Genomic DNA, 17,754 nt, shown 5'->3' with positions numbered 1-17,754 from the left:
CTCCCCCTTCTGTAATTAATAACCAATTCGACAAAGAAGGGGGTATTCCCTCCTATACTACACAAAAAAGACTAGATTCGATTTGTTCCTTGATCTTATTTTCCCCGCGATTAATATAACTTTGAACAGTCCCTTTCTTAATTCCTAGAATATCAGCTATTCTTTCATAAGATAATTGTTCCACTTTATTCATAAGATAAATATCTTTCTCTTTTTTTGTAAGTACAGACAAACAATCTTCCAGCCGCTCCCGATCGAAATCATTCAACTCCTCATGCTCTTCTTCAGCAAATAGAGGCCTGCCTAATACAGTCATGGCTTCTTCTTCCATGTAAACAAGTCTCCTGTATGCTTCTCTTCGGTCAATTCCACGTTTGGCATAAGGTTGTCGGCCGTGTTCTATCCATTCAATGATGTATTGAAGATCGCTGATCATGTGATTGTATTGGTCAAGATCTTCTTCGTCTTTAGGTGTCTTTATGGATTCTTTCAACCGATCACGCAACTTCTTGGTGTGACGAAGCGTTTGCTTGTATTCGTACAGTAACTCAATCATCACGATCAGCCCCCTCTATTACCCCTGTCTACTTCCATCAGCAATGTCCTGTTTGACATGATATTTCAAAGCATTGATTTCCTCTTTCAATGTATCCTTGGCATTTTTCCATCGTTGCCAGTTCCCGTAGTCCTTAGCTTCCTGCTTTCTCCACTCAAAGACTGCCTTCTCCGCTTCTTCTTTCTTATACTTTTCAGCTGCAAAGAATGCCTCAGTGTAAACTTGTTTTCGAGTGGCGTATGTCATCTTACTAATCTCTGCAAACTCAGCCGCTAACTTCCCTACGAAGACTAATTGCTTTGATTTAAGTTCTATAAGTCGCACCCGCATTTCTGGATGGCACCTTTCAATCCTCTGCTGATATCTAAGCACCTCGTCCAGGTAAGCTTGTAGGTAATCCGCTTCTGGACGAGTGTTGGAATTCATGTCATCCATTTATCCGCTTATCGTACTCAATCAGTTCTTCATCTGTCTTTCGTTCAAATGCTTCCGGGTGCCAGCCTTTCTGCCAGACTAAACGAGCAATCATTTCGTTCCGTTCATGTTCTGTCATCATGATACCTCCCTAAACAATTTCTTTTCCCATAGTGTCGTATCCATGATTGTTCATGTATTTCTTAAATGTTTTACCATGACTCATACCAGCTGCTTTCTTTATATCTTCAGGATTTACCCCTCTTTGGATACAGAAGCGGATATCTGAGAATGTCATATCCTTACCTTTGGCCATTACTCTGTCAACCTTGTTTACTTCTAACTGGCTCCCTAGCTTGAGAAGTTCCTGGCCAACTGGACACGCCTTACATGTACGTATTAATGCTGTTGAATCTTTTCCTTTCTTCTTCTTGCACTTTTTGCAATGATTTCTCTCCAATTCGCTTATCCGGTTTAATACCCTTTTATTTAGCACCGCTTTCACCTTCTTTATCTCCTTGGATTAGCATTGATAAAATCGTTTGTAGTTAAAGGTTTGGGAACGATTTTTCCACTTGCTCTTTTAATCAATCTAGAAGTTGGAAAAGTTTCTGATTGATAATCTATTGTTTTTCTCTTTAACCTCAACCATTTGTAACTATGTTTTCTTTGTCTTTTCATTTTGCTTCCCCTTAAATCCCTTTAAAACTACGCAGCAACTTCTTCTTTAAAGAATTTCTCTACCTTTTCCAATTCGCTATTCCCTACACTTAATCTAGTGTCCATGTTTAAAGCGAAGAATCTGATAGTTTCACAAACAAATTCCTCAATACTTTCTCGTAGTATGTCTTCATCTTCCTGACAAAACTTCCAATGTTCCCAGCTACCCCAATTCAGAAAATCTTCTTTACTAAAGCTAAACTTTCTCTCGTTTTTCTCTTCCTGCTGGAGTTTTTGATGACAGCAAGTACAAGTGTCCCTAACTGTTTGGTAATTAACTGTAACTTCTTTCATGTCCTTTCACCCTTTCTTGCTACTCTCAATGAGTCTTATCCTCACTTTTTTGGTTTAAACTCTTGTAACTGGAGCGCATTTCTTAGGTCTGACATTATAATCAATAGTCACGACCCTTTCGTACTCCAGTTCAGAACCACAAGCACCACAATATGTTTCGCCTTCATCTTCAAGCTCCCAGGCGTCATAGTCTACGTTTCCGCAATAAGGACATTTAAAATCAGATTCGTATTCTAATTCTTCTGGATCCTCATTCAATTCAACAGGTTTCACAGACAAGATGTCCATTTCAATGTTATAACTACAATGCCGGTAACTCTTTCCGTCTATCACCATAAAGCCACCAAAATCCATGTCCTTATACATTTCAATACCATTTATTACTTTAACAAGCTCTGCTTGTTCTTCTTTTTGATTAATTTGAAGCTGAATATCACGTATTCTAACTTCCATTTATTTCACTCCTTTTCTGAGGACGCTTTATTTCATGAACACCATCCAATGAGTTTTTATATCTTCTGTTTCCGAACAAAGGCTTTTGGCCAATTGCTTCAATTACCTATTTGGTACTTATTTGGTCCTCATTCCATTTGAAAATCAGCGTTCCATTCTTCTTCAAAACCCTCATGCATTCGTTAAACCCTTGCTGTATATCAAACTGCCATAATTCATCTAGTCTCCCGTACTTCTTTGCCAGCCAGGAACCTTCTCCGGCTTTTAATAGGTGAGGAGGATCGAATACGACCATGTAGAATGATTCATCTTCAAATGGCATGTCTCTAAAGTCAGCAACAAGATCAGGGTTCACTTCTAACTTTCTACCGTCGCAAAGTTCTTCTCGAATCTGTCTGTTATCCATGTATAGCGTGTCCTCGTGTTCTTTGTCGAACCAGAACATCCGACAAGCAACTAAAATCCTTTGCATATTCTTTCCTCCTAAAACCACTTGTTACTGTCTCTTGTTACATCCACTTCAGAAGCTCTTGCAATAGCCAACTTCCTAACCAGCTGATGATAATCCAGTCCGTCGGTGTCTTTGATCCCTAGTTGATGTAGCTGATCGATAACATGCTTTCGTTTGTATTCAATCTCTGCCACCTTCACGACCTAACCCCTTCTTTCTGCCGAACAAATTAACTACCTGTCCTTGTGGCTCACTTTGCACAATGGTTAATGGGTTGAAAAACCTTAGTGTTGACTGGAGCATGTGGTGTTGCTCTTCCGTTAAAGCTACTGGATACAAAGTGTCATTCTTTACATACATCAGAACTACTTGGTCCTTCATACGTTCACTCCTTTTCACACCAGAGTAGAATCAGCCATCCCAGAAATACGAAACATATAAGCGATCAATTCAATCACGCTTTTCTCACCTCAATATCCATCCATTTGGCGACGGTGGTTAATTTCGTTCTTCTTCAGATAGGCTTCTTCGATTTCTTTCAGTGAAAAACCTAAGGTCTTTCCAATCTGGAAGAACGATGCTAGAAGGTTGTCATAAGTTTGTTGATTAGAATTAGCTTCGAAATCAGCAATAGCAATAAAACAATCATTAAAGGTATCAGTTAAACTTCCACCCCGCGTATAGCCTCCATGATTCTTATGGAAACCAGTATGATTTCCGAGACTCAATGCGAAGTGAAGACCGTCCGCGTATTCCTCTAAAATGACTTCTCTAGGACTGGCTTTTTTATTACTCCAATGCTTAAAGCATCGAGTTTCATTAGCCAGCTCTGCTACCTCGACTTTTAAAGCAAGGAACAAGTTAGGTATTAAGTTTTCTCCTTCAAGCCCTTTTTCTTTAATAATGTGAGCATCAAGCCCGCCCTGGATTTCGTATAGTTTCTCAAGATTCATTGAGCTAACCCCTCTTCTCCAATCCATTCTTCAATATCCTCAGGGGTTGCTCTCCGCACATAGAAGCACTGACCTTCAACACGGATAATGTCTGAGACATCATCATCCATTGCTATTAAGCGCTTGGTTATATTAACCTCAGGAGAATCATTTTTAGGTAATCGCAATGTACGTGGTGAATGCTCGTTTTTCTCCAGATATCCCTTTTCAACCAAATTATTCAAATGCTTATGCACCGTGGAGCTGGAGGTAAGGCCGACATGATCGCCGACCTCTCTCACGGTTGGAGATACACCCCGCTCCTGAATGGATTTAATTACAAATAAAAGAATCTGTTCTTGTTTCTCGGTAAGATCTTTCATCAATTCCGCTCCTCACTTTTCAACAAAGATAATGTAATCGTATTTATGTGGCTTGCTATGGTACGTCCGAATAACACTCATTTCATCCCCGTTCTGGTCCTTCTCCACCATTTCGCACACGTAAATTTTCAAGAGCCCTCCGCTCCTCCTGTTCCATAAAGTCCTCAAAGGCTTTGTCTGTCGGCTCATCAATCAATGCTTCAAAGAAACAATCATATTTGTCGTAGTAGTAATAAGGGCCAAAGTGGTCGGACGCTTCAGTACGCAATTCTTCAGCTGCTTCAAAGTGAGCATGTACAAAGGCGTGACACTCATGACAAAGGGGCGCTCCATTCCTTGGGTTATTTCGACCACTCCCGGATCGGAACTTTCTGTGATGGATCTGGGTATGGGGATTCATGCATATCTGGCAGTAATCCCCGTAGATCCGCTTCACTTCTTTTCTTTGCTTGGTAGTAAATTCTGACCTTTTGGCCTTGGAAGGTAAACTATCTGACTTTAGCTGTTGTTCTTTGCTGTAGGGATGAATCATGATGGCATCACAAGTTGGGTGTATGCCGCTAATGCTTCATGAGTTTTCTGCGCCTCTCGATATTGACGCTGGAACCGCTCATTGTTATTAGTCAGGATTTCAATCTGATTGAGATGTACTTGCTTTTCCCGTTGAAGATGTTCAACCTTTAATTGAGTTATTTGGTGAGCTTGCTTTTCTTCGTTCAATTGCTTCTCGACAAGAAGGACAGTTTGTTTAGGAGAGCTAGACTGTTCCTGCAGCACATCAAATTGTTCTTCCAGATCACGGTACTTATTCTCTAATGCTTCATATTCTTTGGAGATTTGCTCCAACTTTAAAGACTTCGTTTTTAGTTTCTCTTCCAGGTCACCTTTGATTTGATTGAGCCGCTTAATTTCCCCATTCACTTCCTCTAAAACCTTTTCCAGTTTAGAATTCTGAACATCTTTTTCCGCTTCTTTTTCTTGGACTTCTTCTTTGATTTGGTCCTGCATAGAATGGGATTGTGCCTTATTCCTTTGCGCTTTGCTCATGTTCTTTTTGGCGATTTTTTTCATTTCATCGAGCGATCTCCCTATGAAGTCCCAAGAATCTTTCTTTTTACTAACATCAGGCGGATGCATCCCCCATTGTTCCGCTATCTTTGCATCCGACCACCCTTTTTCTTTCATCTCAATATAATTTAACGGATTGACGGCCATTCGCCTTCTCCTCTCATCTTCATCCATCTTGTAAGTGGTCAATGTATCATCATAAGTTTTACTCATCGAATCACTCCTCCATAAGATTTCTAAGCCGAAGGTACCTCGGCCTCGCCATACCTTCTATCTAAATCCACGAACTTCCCATACTCTTTAATGAAAGCTAATTCTACTGTCCCAGTAGGACCGTTCCGCTGCTTCTTCAATATAATTTCAACGATGTTTTGATTTTCCGAATCGTCATTGTAATAATCATCCCGGTATAGAAACCCAATAACATCCGCATCCTGTTCAATGTTTCCGGATTCTCTTAAATCACTCATCATTGGGCGCTTATCCTGTCTAGATTCCACACCTCTTGATAACTGAGAAAGAAGGATGATTGGTATATTCAATTCTCGAGCGAGTAGCTTCAACTCACGAGTAATAGAACCAACCTCTTGATCTCTTCTTTCGTAAGAACCAACTACGCTCATGAGTTGCAGATAGTCGATAACCACCATATGATTATCTCGATTCAACTCCTTAACAGATCGTCTTATGGCCGCTCTCATTTCCGCGACAGTTCTTGCTTTTTCGTGAATATCTAAGTCCCAGCCGGTCATTTCTCCGATAGCATTGATGCCTTTGTTGTAATCCGCTTCTGAGAAACACATCGTCTGCCATTTCTGACCATCGATATTTCCTTGAGCACTGATCATTCTATGAAGAAGTTGCTTTGCCCCCATCTCAAGACTGAAGACATCAGCGGATCCACCATTCTTGCAGTGACCCGATGCCATGTTTAATGCGAAGGCTGTTTTCCCCATTGATGGCCGGGCAGCTATAATGAACAAATCTCCTCTATGCGGACCGCCACCGGTCATATCATCGAAATCCTTAAAGCCGATAGGATATCCATGGGCTGATTCATCTGGAGGTGAGACCATATCATTGGCTATTTCAGTTAGATAATCATAAGTACTTTTCTCTTCTACCTGGACACCTACGCCTCTTAGGTCAGTTAGTGATTTTATTAATTGATCAAGGGAATCGTCACCAGGTTGTTCAGCATACTTGAGCGCTAATTCCCTCTTCATTCTGTTTCGATAAGCATCGTATATCATTTGCTGATAATGCATCACTGGTTCTGTGCTTGGCACCGCATCAGCAAGTTGAATCAGGTAAGTTACCCCACCACATTTATTGATTTCTTCGCCAAGTTCCGTAGAAACAGTAACTGTGTTTACTTCCTCGTTACGATCCGCTACATCTTTCATAGCTTCGTAGATTCTGCTATGCGACCCTTTGTAAAAATGGGAAGGTTCCAGAGTCAAATTTCCGATGATAGAACTCTCTAAGAGAATCGCCCCTAATACGGCTTGTTCTGCTTCGTAGTTATTGACCATTTGTTTTCGCCTCCATCAGCTCTTTTAATTTGGCTTGGAAGCGGTCTTTCGTTTCTTGCGGTACATTTTCAGCTTCCTTTCTCCATTGCTCCATTTTCCTCAAGCTTTCATTATCCTTAGGAGCATAAGCTGATATTTCTGCAATTGAAGGTGGGAACTTGTTGGCAATGATATGTTCTTCAACCTTCTTCATCACTCGTTTAAAGTCCATGTCCCGCATCATTCTTGTCCAAGTATTCAATTTATCTTGAGCTTCTTCTGTGGATTCAGGCATAAAACGAGGATAGATATTCTGCAACACTTTGAATATCTCAAGAACTTGTTTTTTATCCACTGACGTCCAGCTCCTCCCAGTTCACTTTCCGTTGCCCCTGTTTAGGTTTGCTGCTAACATCAATCATTCCAAGTAGCTGAGACTTATTTTTAATACCTTGCTTCTGCCAGAGGACTAGTTTTCGATAAATGAATTTCCATGTGCGGCCATTTCCCCTTACCGCATCTTTAATGGCTTCTAAGATCATTTCTTCTGGATCCTCAAAATCAAAGCTCTCCATGACATCAATCAGATCGTCCCTTAAAGTGGCAGTCAGTCCCCCAGGAGTCACGATATGGTTATCAATCAATGCTTGAATAATTTGGTCTCCCCCACGCACGGGTTCCTCCTCTTTTAATTCTTCTTCTTGTTCTTCTTCTTCTTTTTCTTGCCCCCTTGACGCGGACGTATCGTGGTACGTGTCGTACAAATCCTTTATTGACGCGTTTTTAACGTTATCTCCCACAAAATGGATAAGAGTCCGATCTTTTACTTCACCCAATTCTTTCTTTACGCAATCCAGCATCGGTTTACCGCCACGGTTGAGGTTATATTTGCCCCAATTTTTAATGGCTATCTCTCTAGTTTCCGGGTTATAACGAATCAATTTGTGATAATTCATGAACCGATCGAATAAGCTATTAATAGCTTCATTTGAATAGCCAAGCTCAAAAGCTGCTTTCTTCTTAGTGATCTGATATATACCTGTTTGAGTCGTATTTGGGTTGGTTAATAAATAAAGGTAAAAGAGCTTGTCTTCAGGTGACATTTCTTCCGTCACTTTCGCATCGTCCCAAAATTCTGTGTACACTTGCCTAAATTTTGCCATCTAGTAACCCTCCTGGATGTGTGGTATAATGCATTCAGGTATTTAAGGAAGCGGCTGATGGTGGTGCATCTAACCGCTTCTCGATTATTACAGGGGCCTCCAAGCGTTCACCCATTGCATTGCTTCGTCGAAGTCATCCCTTTTGATTTCACGATATGTGGGCGTTTGGAAGGCCTTTCTTAATTGGCTGTGAATTCTCGAATACATTTGCTTCTTCGACTCCAGTACTCCCATAACTCCATCAACAAATAATTGCTCTACTCGCTTCTTGATAGAATGCTGAAGAGCTTGTGCCTGAGCATGCTTGAGAGTCAGTTCATTCTCGAAACGAGACTCCAACGTAGAAACCTTTTCTTTGATTTCTCCAATTTCCTCAGACGTTTCAAGTGATAGTTTCATGGATGCCATAAGCTGTTCTTTATCAGAAAGGACTCTAGGTTGATTGCTCTCCATTTCTTCAAACCTTGTTACATATTCAGCTGTAAACAGCACACCTTTTTCACCCGTCATTTTGTTAGCTACCATGTCGCATCCTTTTCTGGTTAGGAGATAATGTTTATAAAGTCGTCCTGTTCCTGCTCTGTAGTTGTTTTCAATGAAAAAATCATCAGTCCCCAAATTTGGGTTTTGGTCAATCACTTTCACGTAGTTATCTATATCTCTCACCAAGTGATCATGTCTTTTGTATGTCATTTCAGCGACTTCACGACTATCAACGAGAAGTTGCCCGTCATAAGTAACGAGATTTAGTTGATTCATGTTTGTCCTCCTTCTGAAAGGGCGATATGGATCGCCCGCTCCCTTTATGAAATAATGTGAATGCGACTTGCTTTGACTTGATCTTCAAGAGAAGATTCTAAGTAATCCGCAATGTTTTCCATAGCTTCAAGTTCCCAGGCCCCACCATCCGCTTCAAACAAAGCACATTTCGGTCCAGACCTCATTCGGAAGACGAAATCACTCTCAGGCTGATCCACCTCAACAAACGTTCTACGAGGTGCCAACTCCACTGGATTAGGAACTTTAACGTTCCCAACAGTAGCAACGCCAGTACGAGCGGTAACTGCTTGAGAAATTCCGTCGTCCCCTACTTCTTGGACACCTTCTTCTTTGATGCTGCCAACGACTTTCAACATAATGTCTCGGTCTTCATTCTTAACGAAACATGATTGCAACTTGATGTTGAAGGCCTCCGTATCATAGAATTGATCAAACCTGAATTCAGGAATCATAGCATCGGCCACAATCACATGGTCACGCTCTTCATCAGCGTTTGTTTGGGAAAAGACCTTAACGCGGGTTGGACTTTCAACATGAATCATAAGTGGAATGGATCCATCAAATTCGGATTGAATATAATCGACAAGTCCAGATAAGCTCCTTACACCAATGGTTGAAGGTGTCGGTTTCTTCAATAAATGAAGTGGTTGGTTAGAATATTGTTGCTTGTTAACAGTAAATACATCTGTAGTACCGAGTTTCACAAGGTATTGAGCAAATTCTTTTAACAAAAGTGCCACTCCTTACTTTTCTTTGGATTTTTTGAATTCGTAAATCTTTTCTCCATCATCTTGTTTGATCCCGTCCTCTTCAAAGTACGTTTGCCCTTTGACTCCTGAACGTAGTTCTTTTCCAATTACTTGACCGTTGCTATCCGCTCCAATCATTACACTGGATGGAACACTTACAGCCGGAGCGAGCTTCGATTTCACTTGGACTGTCAGACCAGCTATTTCACGCTGTTCATTTGGCTGGTAAACCAACTCGATGGTGATTTTCCGCTTCACTTTCGCTTCCGTATTGCGATCAAACATGTTTTCTACCACACGTTGGTGCTCTGAATTAAATTGCTCCTGTAAAGCGCCGTCTGCAACTTCACTCAATTTCATTTCATACTCGTCCATATGTATCACCCCCAATCTGATGCCAGCGCATCGTTGAGACCAGGAACACCTCAACTATTAGGAAAAGGGGGGCGCCATTCCTGATCTCAACGACAGGCTGAACCTGTCGATATCATTTTGACCACTCCTTATACCTTGCTCTGCGACTAACATGCATGGTAAGCTAGGAGTACTCGTAAATGATTTGATTGTTTAAAGTCATCCGGACCGCCATCCGGGTGGCTTTTTTCATTTAAGTAAGTGACTCTGAATTTGCTCTAGATGTTCTTTTTGAGCAGGTCCAACGCGGATTTTTAAATCATCACAATACTTAACAAGCTTCTTTATTTCTCTGTCAGATGCCGCTTTTTCTTCGCTCGAAATGTATTTTTTAAGGATTACCTTGTCATCCTCTACATAAATTTCTACTGGATCCTTTTCATAGATTTCTAGATTTCTTCTAAGCTCCTTCGGAATTACCACACGACCAAGCTCGTCTACTTTCCTTACAATTCCTGTTGATTTCATTTACTTTCTCCCCCTATTTCTAAATTGATTAAAGCGTTTTACTTTTAGAGCTGCTAAATTCACTTCCTTCCTTATGATGACGGTCGATTGGAAGCTCCATGCTCTTTTTAAACCTTTGGGTGAAGATCTTCATTTCACCGGAAGTCATTTGCTTCATTCAACCCCTCCCCTTCTAAATCAACCAGAAGTACCAGGTGCACATGGCCAAGAACCCAAGTAAATAGACAACGTCTTTCCAATCCCTAATGTTCATGAAGCAACACTCTTTCTTTCCAACCACTTAACCAAGAAGTCCTTCGTTTTATCCGCAGGAAAAAGCCATTTTGTACCAACCTTGTACTTCGGGAAATCTGCATCAAAGAAGAACTCTTTTTGGATAGTGTTCCAAGATAAACAAGTTCTTCTCATCAGCTCTTTTCGATCCCAAAACACTAATTCAGAATCAACTTCCTCTAACTTCTCTTCAATCTTTTTCAGGTAAATCTCTCTTACTTCAGCTTCATCAATTTGAACCTGGATCATGAGCTTCACCTTGCCTTTCTTGAACCTCCTCATAAATTTCGATAAGAAGTTTTTTCTTCAACTCATATTTCTCTAGTTCAGAACAGCTATCTGTAGATTCCATGTTGTCACCCTTTCATTTTTGTCGCCTATCTGTTGACTAATCAGGTAAAAAAAATAGTCCAGTCAACTCCCAATATGTTGGATAACTGTTTGGCAAGAGTAACAGATGGCTTTTTCTTATTGTTTTCTATTAAATTGTAGTACTGACGAGAGATTCCTAATTTCTGTGCAACTTCTTCTTGAGTGAGTTTCAATTCTTTCCTTTGTTCTTCAATAACCCCCATGTTTTCACTCCCTTCTATGTTGTCGCCTATCTGTTGACTCAATGTTAAATCAACGGTGAGGCGATTGTCAACAAATAATTTACAGTAAAACCAGTGTTTTCTGCATATTTTGTCAACCTATTGTTGACACCAGCGATAAAGAACCTTATTATAGGTACTAGTCAGGAGTGATTAAAAATGTTTGGAGAAAAATTAAAATCATTAAGGAAAATAGAAGGATGGACACAAGAATTTGTCGCTAAAAAGATCGGTGTTTCAAAACAAACTTATAGTCACTATGAAAGAGAAAATAGAACACCCAGTTTAAAAACCATACAAAAATTAGCAAAAATTTATGACGTAGATCTAGATGAAATTTTTGGATCAGAAAATGAACAAGTAAAATCTGAAAAAGAGGAATCAGTAGTTTATGAAGTTCCAGCATTTGAAAAGTTACCTATCGTGGGACAGATATCTTGTGGAAATGGAGAAGTGGCATTCGAAGAAATTGAAGGTTATGAAGACACACCAAAATCATGGTTAAATGGAGGGTCCTATTTTTATCTAAGAACTAAAGGCGATAGTATGAGCGGGGCTCGGATACATGATGGGGATCTTGTGTTAATTAGACAACAACCTGATGTAGAGGACGGGGAAATAGCTGCAGTCTTAATCGATGATGAGGCAGTTTTGAAACGTGTATATAAGAGAAACAACACTTGCATTTTACAATCTGAAAATCCTAACTATCCCCCTCGTTTTATTTCTGATGATGTAAAGATACTAGGTAAACTTAAGAAAATTGTTATTAATGTATAGGAGGTTTATACATGCCTATAAGCTACAGACAACATGGAAAAGGAAATTGGGAATATCGCATAAAGTACGTAGACCCGTTAACACAGAAAAGGAGAGAAAAATCCAAAAGAGGATTTAAAACCAAACCAGAAGCAAGGTTTGCTGCACAGGAGATGGAAGATAAGCTACTGAACAGTTACGAAATCGTTACTGAGACTGCCCTTTTAAAAGACTTTCTTGATGAATGGCTTAATGAGTATAAAAAGAATTCAGTAAGAAAGAACACATACGAATTACATCGTAGAAATATTGAGAACCACATTATCCCTTATTTTAAAGAAATAAAATTAAAAGATGTAAAACCTGTGATGTATCAGAAGTTCTTAAATCACCTTTATGATTGTGGATACAGTAAAAGGACTAGACAAATCGTTCACGGTACTATGAGGGGTGCTTTGGAGAAAGCTTACCACCTTGAGCGAATTAAGAGAAATCCTTGTGAAGGGGCTATCGTTAAAGGGGAAGATAAAAAATTAGATATCAAATTTATTGATTCCTCTGATATTAGCTCATTTTTAAGTGAAGCTTACAAATATGGATATATACATTGGTTATTTTTCAAAGTAATGATTGAGACAGGTGTGAGGAAGGGTGAAGCAGCTGCATTACAGTGGAAAGATATTGACTTTAAAAATCGCACTATAAACATCAACAAGACATTAGATTTCCAAGCACAACACGATGGTGAACTATTCGGATTAACAAAAACGTATCACTCAGAGAGAACCATAACCATTCGCCAATCATTGGTTAATGATTTACAATTCCATTTGAAACAGCAGAATCAAAATAAAACTGCACTTAATGATGTTTATCGTCATGATCTTGACTTAGTACTTTGTCGTAAAGATGGTAATTTCATACCGAAATCAACTCTTTTCAACGCCTTTTCAAGAATTCTTAAGCGTTGTGATCTTCCACCTTTACCTATCCACTCCTTGAGACACACCCACGCTGTATTGCTGTTAGAAGCCGGTAATGATATGAAATATATCCAAGAAAGATTAGGTCACGGCAGCATGCAAATCACATCTGATGTATACTCCCATATTTCAAAACGAATTGAACAACAAAGTATCGAACGTTTTGAAGAGCACATGAACAAATTACCTTTCTAACTTTTTGTGGGTGATTAGTGGGTGTGAACATATTCAATACATTTTATGAAGGCCACCCACATAACATGAAAAGCCTTGGCACCAATGGCACCAAGGCTTTTAGATCTTTAATAAGTTTGAAGATATTGCTCACGTTCCCAAGGGTGTACTTGCGTGCGGAACATATCCCATTCAATTTCTTTCGCTTCTATAAAGTGCTCGAAAAGGTGTTCTCCAAGAGCTTCTACCATTGTGGTGTCCTGCTGAAGCTCTTCCAATGCATCGTAAAGTGTTGCTGGAAGGTCTCGGACCCCATGAGCTTCACGCTCTTTTTTGTCCATAACGTAAATGTTGCGGTCTACTGGAGCGGGAGCCTCTAATTTATTCTCTACTCCGTCAAGTCCTGCAGCAAGTAATACAGCCATTGCCATGTAAGGGTTAGCTGCTGGATCCACACTACGCACTTCAATACGTGTGCTCAAGCCGCGAGATGTTGGTACACGAACAAGCGGACTCCTGTTTTGTCCGGACCATGCAACATAACATGGTGCTTCATAACCAGGAACAAGACGCTTATAAGAGTTCACTGTCGGATTTGTCACAGCAGTGAAATTGGTTGCATGCTTAATAATCCCCGCAGTAAACTGATAAGCGACGTCAGATAACTGCTCTTTTCCTTTTTCATCGTAGAAAGCATTGCCCTTTTCATTGAAAAGGGACATATTGGCATGCATCCCTGAACCGTTCACACCAAACAATGGCTTCGGCATGAATGTAGCGTGCAATCCATGTTGTCTTGCAATCGTTTTAACTACAAGTTTGAATGTTTGAATGTCATCACAATGTTTGACAGCGTCTGAATATTTAAAGTCAATCTCATGCTGCCCAGGCGCTACTTCATGGTGAGAAGCTTCGATTTCGAAGCCCATTTCTTCCAATTCCAGCACGATATCTCGTCGACAGTTTTCACCAAGGTCAGTTGGTGCGAGGTCGAAATAGCCTCCTTTGTCGTTCAATTCCATTGTCGGGTCGCCTTTTTCATCTAATTTAAACAAGAAAAACTCTGGTTCTGTTCCAATGTTGAAAGCAGAAAAGCCAAGCTTCTCCATTCTCTTAATATTGCGCTTTAAGTTGTAGCGCGGACACCCTTCAAAAGGAGTCTTGTCAGGGTTATAAATATCGCAGATGAAACGTGCCACTTTCCCTTTTTCGGATGTCCACGGGAAAACGACAAACGTATCAAGATCTGGGACTAGATACATATCAGATTCCTCGATACGCACAAATCCTTCAATAGAGGATCCATCGAACATCATCATACCATCGATTGCTTTGTCTAGTTGGCTAAGTGGAATTTCTACATTTTTGATGGTGCCAAGCATATCCGTAAACTGCAATCGGATGAACTTGACGTTTTCCTCATCGATTTTTTTGTAAATTTCTTCTTTTGTTAAACCCATTAAATTTCTCCTCTCAACACATGATTAATGGAAAAACCTCGACATTTCTCCCTGCCTTATGCCTAGTTTACCTTGTCTTCCCGCGGTGAATAGTTCTCGTTGCAGCATACGACGAAGTTCTTTCTCAGAAAGCTCATTGTGCACTTCTTGAACTTTCTCTTCATCATATCCTTCGGTTTCTGGCTGTTCATTAAGCTTCAGAACTTTTTTAATACCCGCCATGTTGACTCCTTGATCAATTAAGTCTTTAATTTCTAACAAGCGGTCGACATCATTAAAAGAGAACATACGGCGGTTTCCTTCCGAACGTGCCGGATTTATAAGTTCGTGTTGCTCATAATACCGGATTTGACGTGCAGTAAGGTCAGTCAATGATTGAACAATCCCCATCGGGAACAATGGCATGGAACGACGAATTTCATCACTCATCGATGTGCCTCCTCCCCATAAGAATGATAATTTAATTATACGTCAAGCAGTAAATATGTCAACATATGTGAGGAATGTTCACATATTGACACAGGCGTTTTTTGAAAGGGATACCAACTCACTTGATAACACCTTCGAGAGTATCCGCTTTCATTAATTGTTCAACAGCCTGAACTACTGCTAGTTTAACGTGAGCGTAGGTTAACCCCCCTTGAACAAAAGCAGTGTAAGGTGGTCGAATGGGTCCATCCGCTGTTAATTCCAAACTCGCTCCTTGAATAAAGGTTCCCGCAGCCATGATTACCTCATCATCGTAACCAGGCATGGCACTTGGTTCGGGCTTAACGTGAGAATTCACTGGAGAAGCCTTTTGGATCGATTGACAAAATCTGACCATTTGATCGGCGGTATTGAAATTGACCGATTGGATCAAATCGGTTCGTTTTACATCAAAAGCAGGTTTTGTATCAAAACCGAACTCTTTTAGAAATTTTGATGTAAAAATCGCCCCCTTTAAAGCTTCACCAACGACATGTGGAGCAAGGAATATTCCCTGGTACATTTCTTGAAGGCTGTTTAGACTTGCCCCTGTTTCTTTACCTAACCCTGGAGCTGTTAGCCGATAGCTGCATTTTTCGATCAGCTTTTGCTTTCCAGCTATATACCCTCCAATACGAGCAATGCCTCCCCCTGGATTCTTTATCAATGAGCCTGCAATAAGATCGGCCCCTACTTCAATCGGTTCCTTGGCTTCAACAAATTCACCATAACAATTGTCCACAAAAACAATGACATCATGCTTAATGCCACGAACAAATTTAATAATATCCTCGATGTCATTAATTGTAAAAGAAGGTCGATCTTCGTAACCCTTGGAGCGTTGGATGGCAACCACTTTCGTGTGTTGGTTTATAGCTTTTTCAATTTTATCCTTTGAAAAAGTACCTGTTTTATCCAACGGTACAGCTTGATAACGAATACCAAAATCAATCAGGGATCCTGTATCTCCGCTTTCCTCAGAACCAACGACTTCTCTTAGTGTGTCATAGGGTTCCCCCGATATGTAGAGGAGTTCTTCTCCTGGCCGAAGAACTCCGAACAGTGCTGTTGTAATCGCATGAGTCCCCGAAATTAACTGAGGTCTTACAAGAGCATCTTCTGCATAGAAGATTTCAGCATAGAGGGCTTCCAGTGTATCCCTGCCAAAGTCGTCGTATCCGTAACCTGTAGTCGGGGTAAAGTGCGAATCACTGACCTTTAACTTTTGAAAAGCTTGTAAAACTTTTTCCTGATTGTATTCAACAATTTCGTTGACTTTTGTATGCTGATGCTTAATTTCATTTTCAACTCGAACTTTCAATTCCTGTATATTCATGGTGTAACCTCTTCCCTACTTTATTTCTTTCTCTTCTTTATACATTTTTCTTCATAATAGTTGATGTTTTAAAGGATGCTCAGGATGCAGGAAGCCGTGTAGGGCATATCCTTCTTTTTCTTCATAAAAGGTGACGGATGTAATCATACTATAGGCTTTGAATTGCTGGAGGCGCTTGCCTTCTGAAGCAGGAACAAAGACGTCATATTCATCCCATTCTTCTTTTAGAACTTCTTCAATTTTATGCAACACTCGTTTTCGGTCAATAGGATCATGGACACTTACAGTCAGGGATGGAAACGAGTGAGGTATAAAATCTTCCTGAAGCAAATCCTTCTTATTATAAACCGTGAGCACCGGTAAGTGACTTGCCCCCAGCTCATCCAATAGGTTCAATACCGTTTTCTCTTGTTGGAGATGATCAGGATGAGAGGCATCCACCATATGAAGAACAAAATCCGCCTCTGTTACTTCTTCCAGCGTGGAGCGGAAAGCAGCAATTAATGTGGTAGGCAGATCTTGGATAAAGCCGACTGTATCAGATATGAGAGCAAGAAAACCGGATGGCAGACTCATTTGTCTTGTTAATGGATCAAGGGTCGCAAATAACAAATCTTCTTCAAATGATTGACTATCCGTAACCCGGTTAAAGAACGTGGATTTTCCAGCATTCGTATAACCAACGATCGCGACTTGAAATGCTCGGTTTTCTTTTCGGCGCTTCCTATATTGCTCCCGCTGTTTCACAACTGCGTCCAGACGCTTCTTTATATCATCGATTCTCCGTTGAATATGACGCCGGTCTGTTTCAAGTTTTGTTTCCCCGGGGCCACGTGTTCCAATCCCGCCTCCCAAACGGGATAAAGCTGTTCCCTGTCCGGAAAGACGAGGCAGCAAATACTGTAATTGAGCAAGCTCGACTTGCAATTTACCTTCTTTTGTACGTGCACGCCCTGCAAAAATATCGAGGATTAACTGACTTCTGTCGATCACCCGCACCCCGATTTTATCACGAATATTCCTGAGTTGGCCTGGTGACAATTCATCATTAAAAATAACAAGTTCAGCTTCGGTTTCTTCCGCTGCTTCCTTGATTTCCTGAAGTTTGCCCTCACCTAGATATGTAGCCGGGTGGACCCGGTCACGCTTTTGCGTAATAATTTTGCAAACTTCACCATCCGCTGTTTCTGTCAGGGACTGGAGCTCCTCAAGCGAGGATTGAAATCGATCTTCCTGTTCAAATGGGTCCTTTCTAGCAACTAACACCACTAATTCTTTTCCCTTCATCTCATCACCTTCTTTTCTCTGCCTTTATCCCACTCATCATAACAAATAAACCTCAATCCTGA

The 17,754-nt window shown here is 40.5% G+C and carries 29 protein-coding genes and 1 pseudogene; 2 read left to right on the top strand and 28 right to left on the bottom strand.

Annotation, left to right across the window (positions count from 1 at the left end):
• Positions 1–52: 52 nt before the first annotated feature.
• The 24 genes and pseudogenes from BLW54_RS09520 to BLW54_RS09425 all read right to left on the bottom strand — a co-directional run bounded on the left by BLW54_RS09520 (position 53) and on the right by BLW54_RS09425 (position 11,207).
• A complete protein-coding gene (locus BLW54_RS09520) occupies positions 53–556 on the bottom strand; it encodes a sigma-70 family RNA polymerase sigma factor (RefSeq protein WP_074734294.1) in 504 nt (167 codons plus the stop codon).
• Positions 557–574: 18 nt separating this feature from the next.
• Positions 575–991, bottom strand: a complete 417-nt coding sequence (locus BLW54_RS09515; RefSeq protein WP_083391504.1) for a hypothetical protein — start codon at positions 989–991, stop codon at positions 575–577.
• Entirely contained in the window at positions 984–1,112 is a 129-nt protein-coding gene (locus tag BLW54_RS21170; RefSeq protein ID WP_279626545.1) for a hypothetical protein, read from the bottom strand. The genes BLW54_RS09515 and BLW54_RS21170 overlap by 8 nt, the downstream gene beginning before the upstream one ends.
• 9 nt (positions 1,113–1,121) lie before the next feature.
• Positions 1,122–1,475 carry a zinc-finger domain-containing protein gene (locus BLW54_RS09510; protein ID WP_074734292.1) on the bottom strand — a complete coding sequence of 118 codons (354 nt, stop codon included), beginning with the start codon at positions 1,473–1,475 and terminating at the stop codon, positions 1,122–1,124.
• A 5-nt stretch (positions 1,476–1,480) separates the two neighbouring features.
• Positions 1,481–1,651 carry a hypothetical protein gene (locus BLW54_RS20695; protein ID WP_167358800.1) on the bottom strand — a complete coding sequence of 57 codons (171 nt, stop codon included), beginning with the start codon at positions 1,649–1,651 and terminating at the stop codon, positions 1,481–1,483.
• Positions 1,652–1,678: 27 nt separating this feature from the next.
• Positions 1,679–1,984, bottom strand: coding sequence for a hypothetical protein (locus BLW54_RS09505; RefSeq protein WP_074734290.1), 306 nt, complete (start codon positions 1,982–1,984; stop codon positions 1,679–1,681).
• A gap of 54 nt (positions 1,985–2,038) precedes the next feature.
• Positions 2,039–2,437, bottom strand: a complete 399-nt coding sequence (locus tag BLW54_RS09500) for a TFIIB-type zinc ribbon-containing protein (RefSeq protein WP_074734288.1) — start codon at positions 2,435–2,437, stop codon at positions 2,039–2,041.
• Between the two features lie 27 nt (positions 2,438–2,464).
• Positions 2,465–2,909: pseudogene (locus BLW54_RS09495) on the bottom strand (class I SAM-dependent methyltransferase).
• 11 nt (positions 2,910–2,920) lie between these two features.
• Entirely contained in the window at positions 2,921–3,088 is a 168-nt protein-coding gene (locus tag BLW54_RS20690; RefSeq protein WP_167358799.1) for a hypothetical protein, read from the bottom strand.
• Entirely contained in the window at positions 3,069–3,269 is a 201-nt protein-coding gene (locus BLW54_RS09490; protein ID WP_074734286.1) for a hypothetical protein, read from the bottom strand. Before BLW54_RS09490 ends, BLW54_RS20690 begins: the two co-directional genes overlap by 20 nt.
• An 89-nt stretch (positions 3,270–3,358) precedes the next feature.
• Positions 3,359–3,841, bottom strand: a complete 483-nt coding sequence (locus tag BLW54_RS09485) for a dUTP diphosphatase (RefSeq protein ID WP_074734284.1) — start codon at positions 3,839–3,841, stop codon at positions 3,359–3,361.
• Positions 3,838–4,203 (bottom strand): LexA family protein, encoded by a 366-nt coding sequence (locus BLW54_RS09480; RefSeq protein WP_074734282.1) that lies wholly within the window; start codon positions 4,201–4,203, stop codon positions 3,838–3,840. Before BLW54_RS09480 ends, BLW54_RS09485 begins: the two co-directional genes overlap by 4 nt.
• A gap of 82 nt (positions 4,204–4,285) precedes the next feature.
• Complete coding sequence (locus tag BLW54_RS09475) at positions 4,286–4,735, bottom strand: HNH endonuclease (RefSeq protein ID WP_074734280.1); 450 nt, start codon at positions 4,733–4,735, stop codon at positions 4,286–4,288.
• Positions 4,732–5,484, bottom strand: a complete 753-nt coding sequence (locus BLW54_RS09470) for a hypothetical protein (RefSeq protein WP_074734278.1) — start codon at positions 5,482–5,484, stop codon at positions 4,732–4,734. The genes BLW54_RS09475 and BLW54_RS09470 overlap by 4 nt, the downstream gene beginning before the upstream one ends.
• A 23-nt stretch (positions 5,485–5,507) precedes the next feature.
• Positions 5,508–6,806, bottom strand: a complete 1,299-nt coding sequence (gene dnaB / locus BLW54_RS09465) for a replicative DNA helicase (RefSeq protein WP_074734276.1) — start codon at positions 6,804–6,806, stop codon at positions 5,508–5,510.
• Positions 6,796–7,140 (bottom strand): replicative helicase loader/inhibitor, encoded by a 345-nt coding sequence (locus BLW54_RS09460; RefSeq protein WP_074734274.1) that lies wholly within the window; start codon positions 7,138–7,140, stop codon positions 6,796–6,798. The genes dnaB and BLW54_RS09460 overlap by 11 nt, the downstream gene beginning before the upstream one ends.
• On the bottom strand, positions 7,133–7,948 hold the full coding sequence (locus BLW54_RS09455) for a DnaD domain protein (RefSeq protein ID WP_074734272.1): 816 nt from the start codon (positions 7,946–7,948) through the stop codon (positions 7,133–7,135). Before BLW54_RS09455 ends, BLW54_RS09460 begins: the two co-directional genes overlap by 8 nt.
• 87 nt (positions 7,949–8,035) lie before the next feature.
• The gene (locus BLW54_RS09450; protein ID WP_074734270.1) at positions 8,036–8,707 is read right to left on the bottom strand and encodes a Rha family transcriptional regulator; all 672 of its coding nucleotides are present in this window, start codon (positions 8,705–8,707) and stop codon (positions 8,036–8,038) included.
• Between the two features lie 44 nt (positions 8,708–8,751).
• Entirely contained in the window at positions 8,752–9,459 is a 708-nt protein-coding gene (locus BLW54_RS09445; protein WP_074734268.1) for a hypothetical protein, read from the bottom strand.
• A gap of 12 nt (positions 9,460–9,471) precedes the next feature.
• A complete protein-coding gene (locus BLW54_RS09440) occupies positions 9,472–9,852 on the bottom strand; it encodes a hypothetical protein (protein ID WP_074734266.1) in 381 nt (126 codons plus the stop codon).
• A gap of 228 nt (positions 9,853–10,080) precedes the next feature.
• Positions 10,081–10,359, bottom strand: a complete 279-nt coding sequence (locus BLW54_RS21165) for an AbrB/MazE/SpoVT family DNA-binding domain-containing protein (protein ID WP_074734264.1) — start codon at positions 10,357–10,359, stop codon at positions 10,081–10,083.
• 28 nt (positions 10,360–10,387) lie between these two features.
• Positions 10,388–10,516, bottom strand: coding sequence for a hypothetical protein (locus BLW54_RS21160; protein WP_279626544.1), 129 nt, complete (start codon positions 10,514–10,516; stop codon positions 10,388–10,390).
• Between the two features lie 92 nt (positions 10,517–10,608).
• Positions 10,609–10,881, bottom strand: a complete 273-nt coding sequence (locus tag BLW54_RS09430) for a group-specific protein (protein WP_074734262.1) — start codon at positions 10,879–10,881, stop codon at positions 10,609–10,611.
• Positions 10,882–11,024: 143 nt separating this feature from the next.
• On the bottom strand, positions 11,025–11,207 hold the full coding sequence (locus BLW54_RS09425; protein WP_074734260.1) for a helix-turn-helix transcriptional regulator: 183 nt from the start codon (positions 11,205–11,207) through the stop codon (positions 11,025–11,027).
• 177 nt (positions 11,208–11,384) lie between these two features.
• Between BLW54_RS09425 and BLW54_RS09420 the strand changes: the two genes are divergently transcribed.
• Positions 11,385–12,005, top strand: a complete 621-nt coding sequence (locus BLW54_RS09420; RefSeq protein ID WP_074734259.1) for a LexA family protein — start codon at positions 11,385–11,387, stop codon at positions 12,003–12,005.
• Between the two features lie 11 nt (positions 12,006–12,016).
• The gene (locus tag BLW54_RS09415; protein ID WP_074734257.1) at positions 12,017–13,162 is read left to right on the top strand and encodes a site-specific integrase; all 1,146 of its coding nucleotides are present in this window, start codon (positions 12,017–12,019) and stop codon (positions 13,160–13,162) included.
• 107 nt (positions 13,163–13,269) lie between these two features.
• Here the strand turns inward: BLW54_RS09415 and glnA are convergent, their stop codons facing one another.
• The 4 genes from glnA to hflX form a co-directional block, all read right to left on the bottom strand.
• A complete protein-coding gene (gene glnA / locus BLW54_RS09410; protein ID WP_035505186.1) occupies positions 13,270–14,601 on the bottom strand; it encodes a type I glutamate--ammonia ligase in 1,332 nt (443 codons plus the stop codon).
• Between the two features lie 24 nt (positions 14,602–14,625).
• Positions 14,626–15,030 (bottom strand): MerR family transcriptional regulator, encoded by a 405-nt coding sequence (locus tag BLW54_RS09405; RefSeq protein ID WP_074734255.1) that lies wholly within the window; start codon positions 15,028–15,030, stop codon positions 14,626–14,628.
• Between the two features lie 118 nt (positions 15,031–15,148).
• A complete protein-coding gene (locus tag BLW54_RS09400; protein ID WP_074734253.1) occupies positions 15,149–16,405 on the bottom strand; it encodes a methionine gamma-lyase family protein in 1,257 nt (418 codons plus the stop codon).
• 51 nt (positions 16,406–16,456) lie between these two features.
• Positions 16,457–17,692, bottom strand: coding sequence for a GTPase HflX (hflX, locus tag BLW54_RS09395; RefSeq protein ID WP_035505193.1), 1,236 nt, complete (start codon positions 17,690–17,692; stop codon positions 16,457–16,459).
• Between the last annotated feature and the right edge of the window lie 62 nt (positions 17,693–17,754).

The sequence above is a fragment of the Halobacillus karajensis genome (genome assembly GCF_900108515.1).
Lineage (GTDB): Bacteria > Bacillota > Bacilli > Bacillales > Halobacillaceae > Halobacillus > Halobacillus karajensis.
This window is presented reverse-complemented; position numbering and strand designations above follow the sequence as displayed.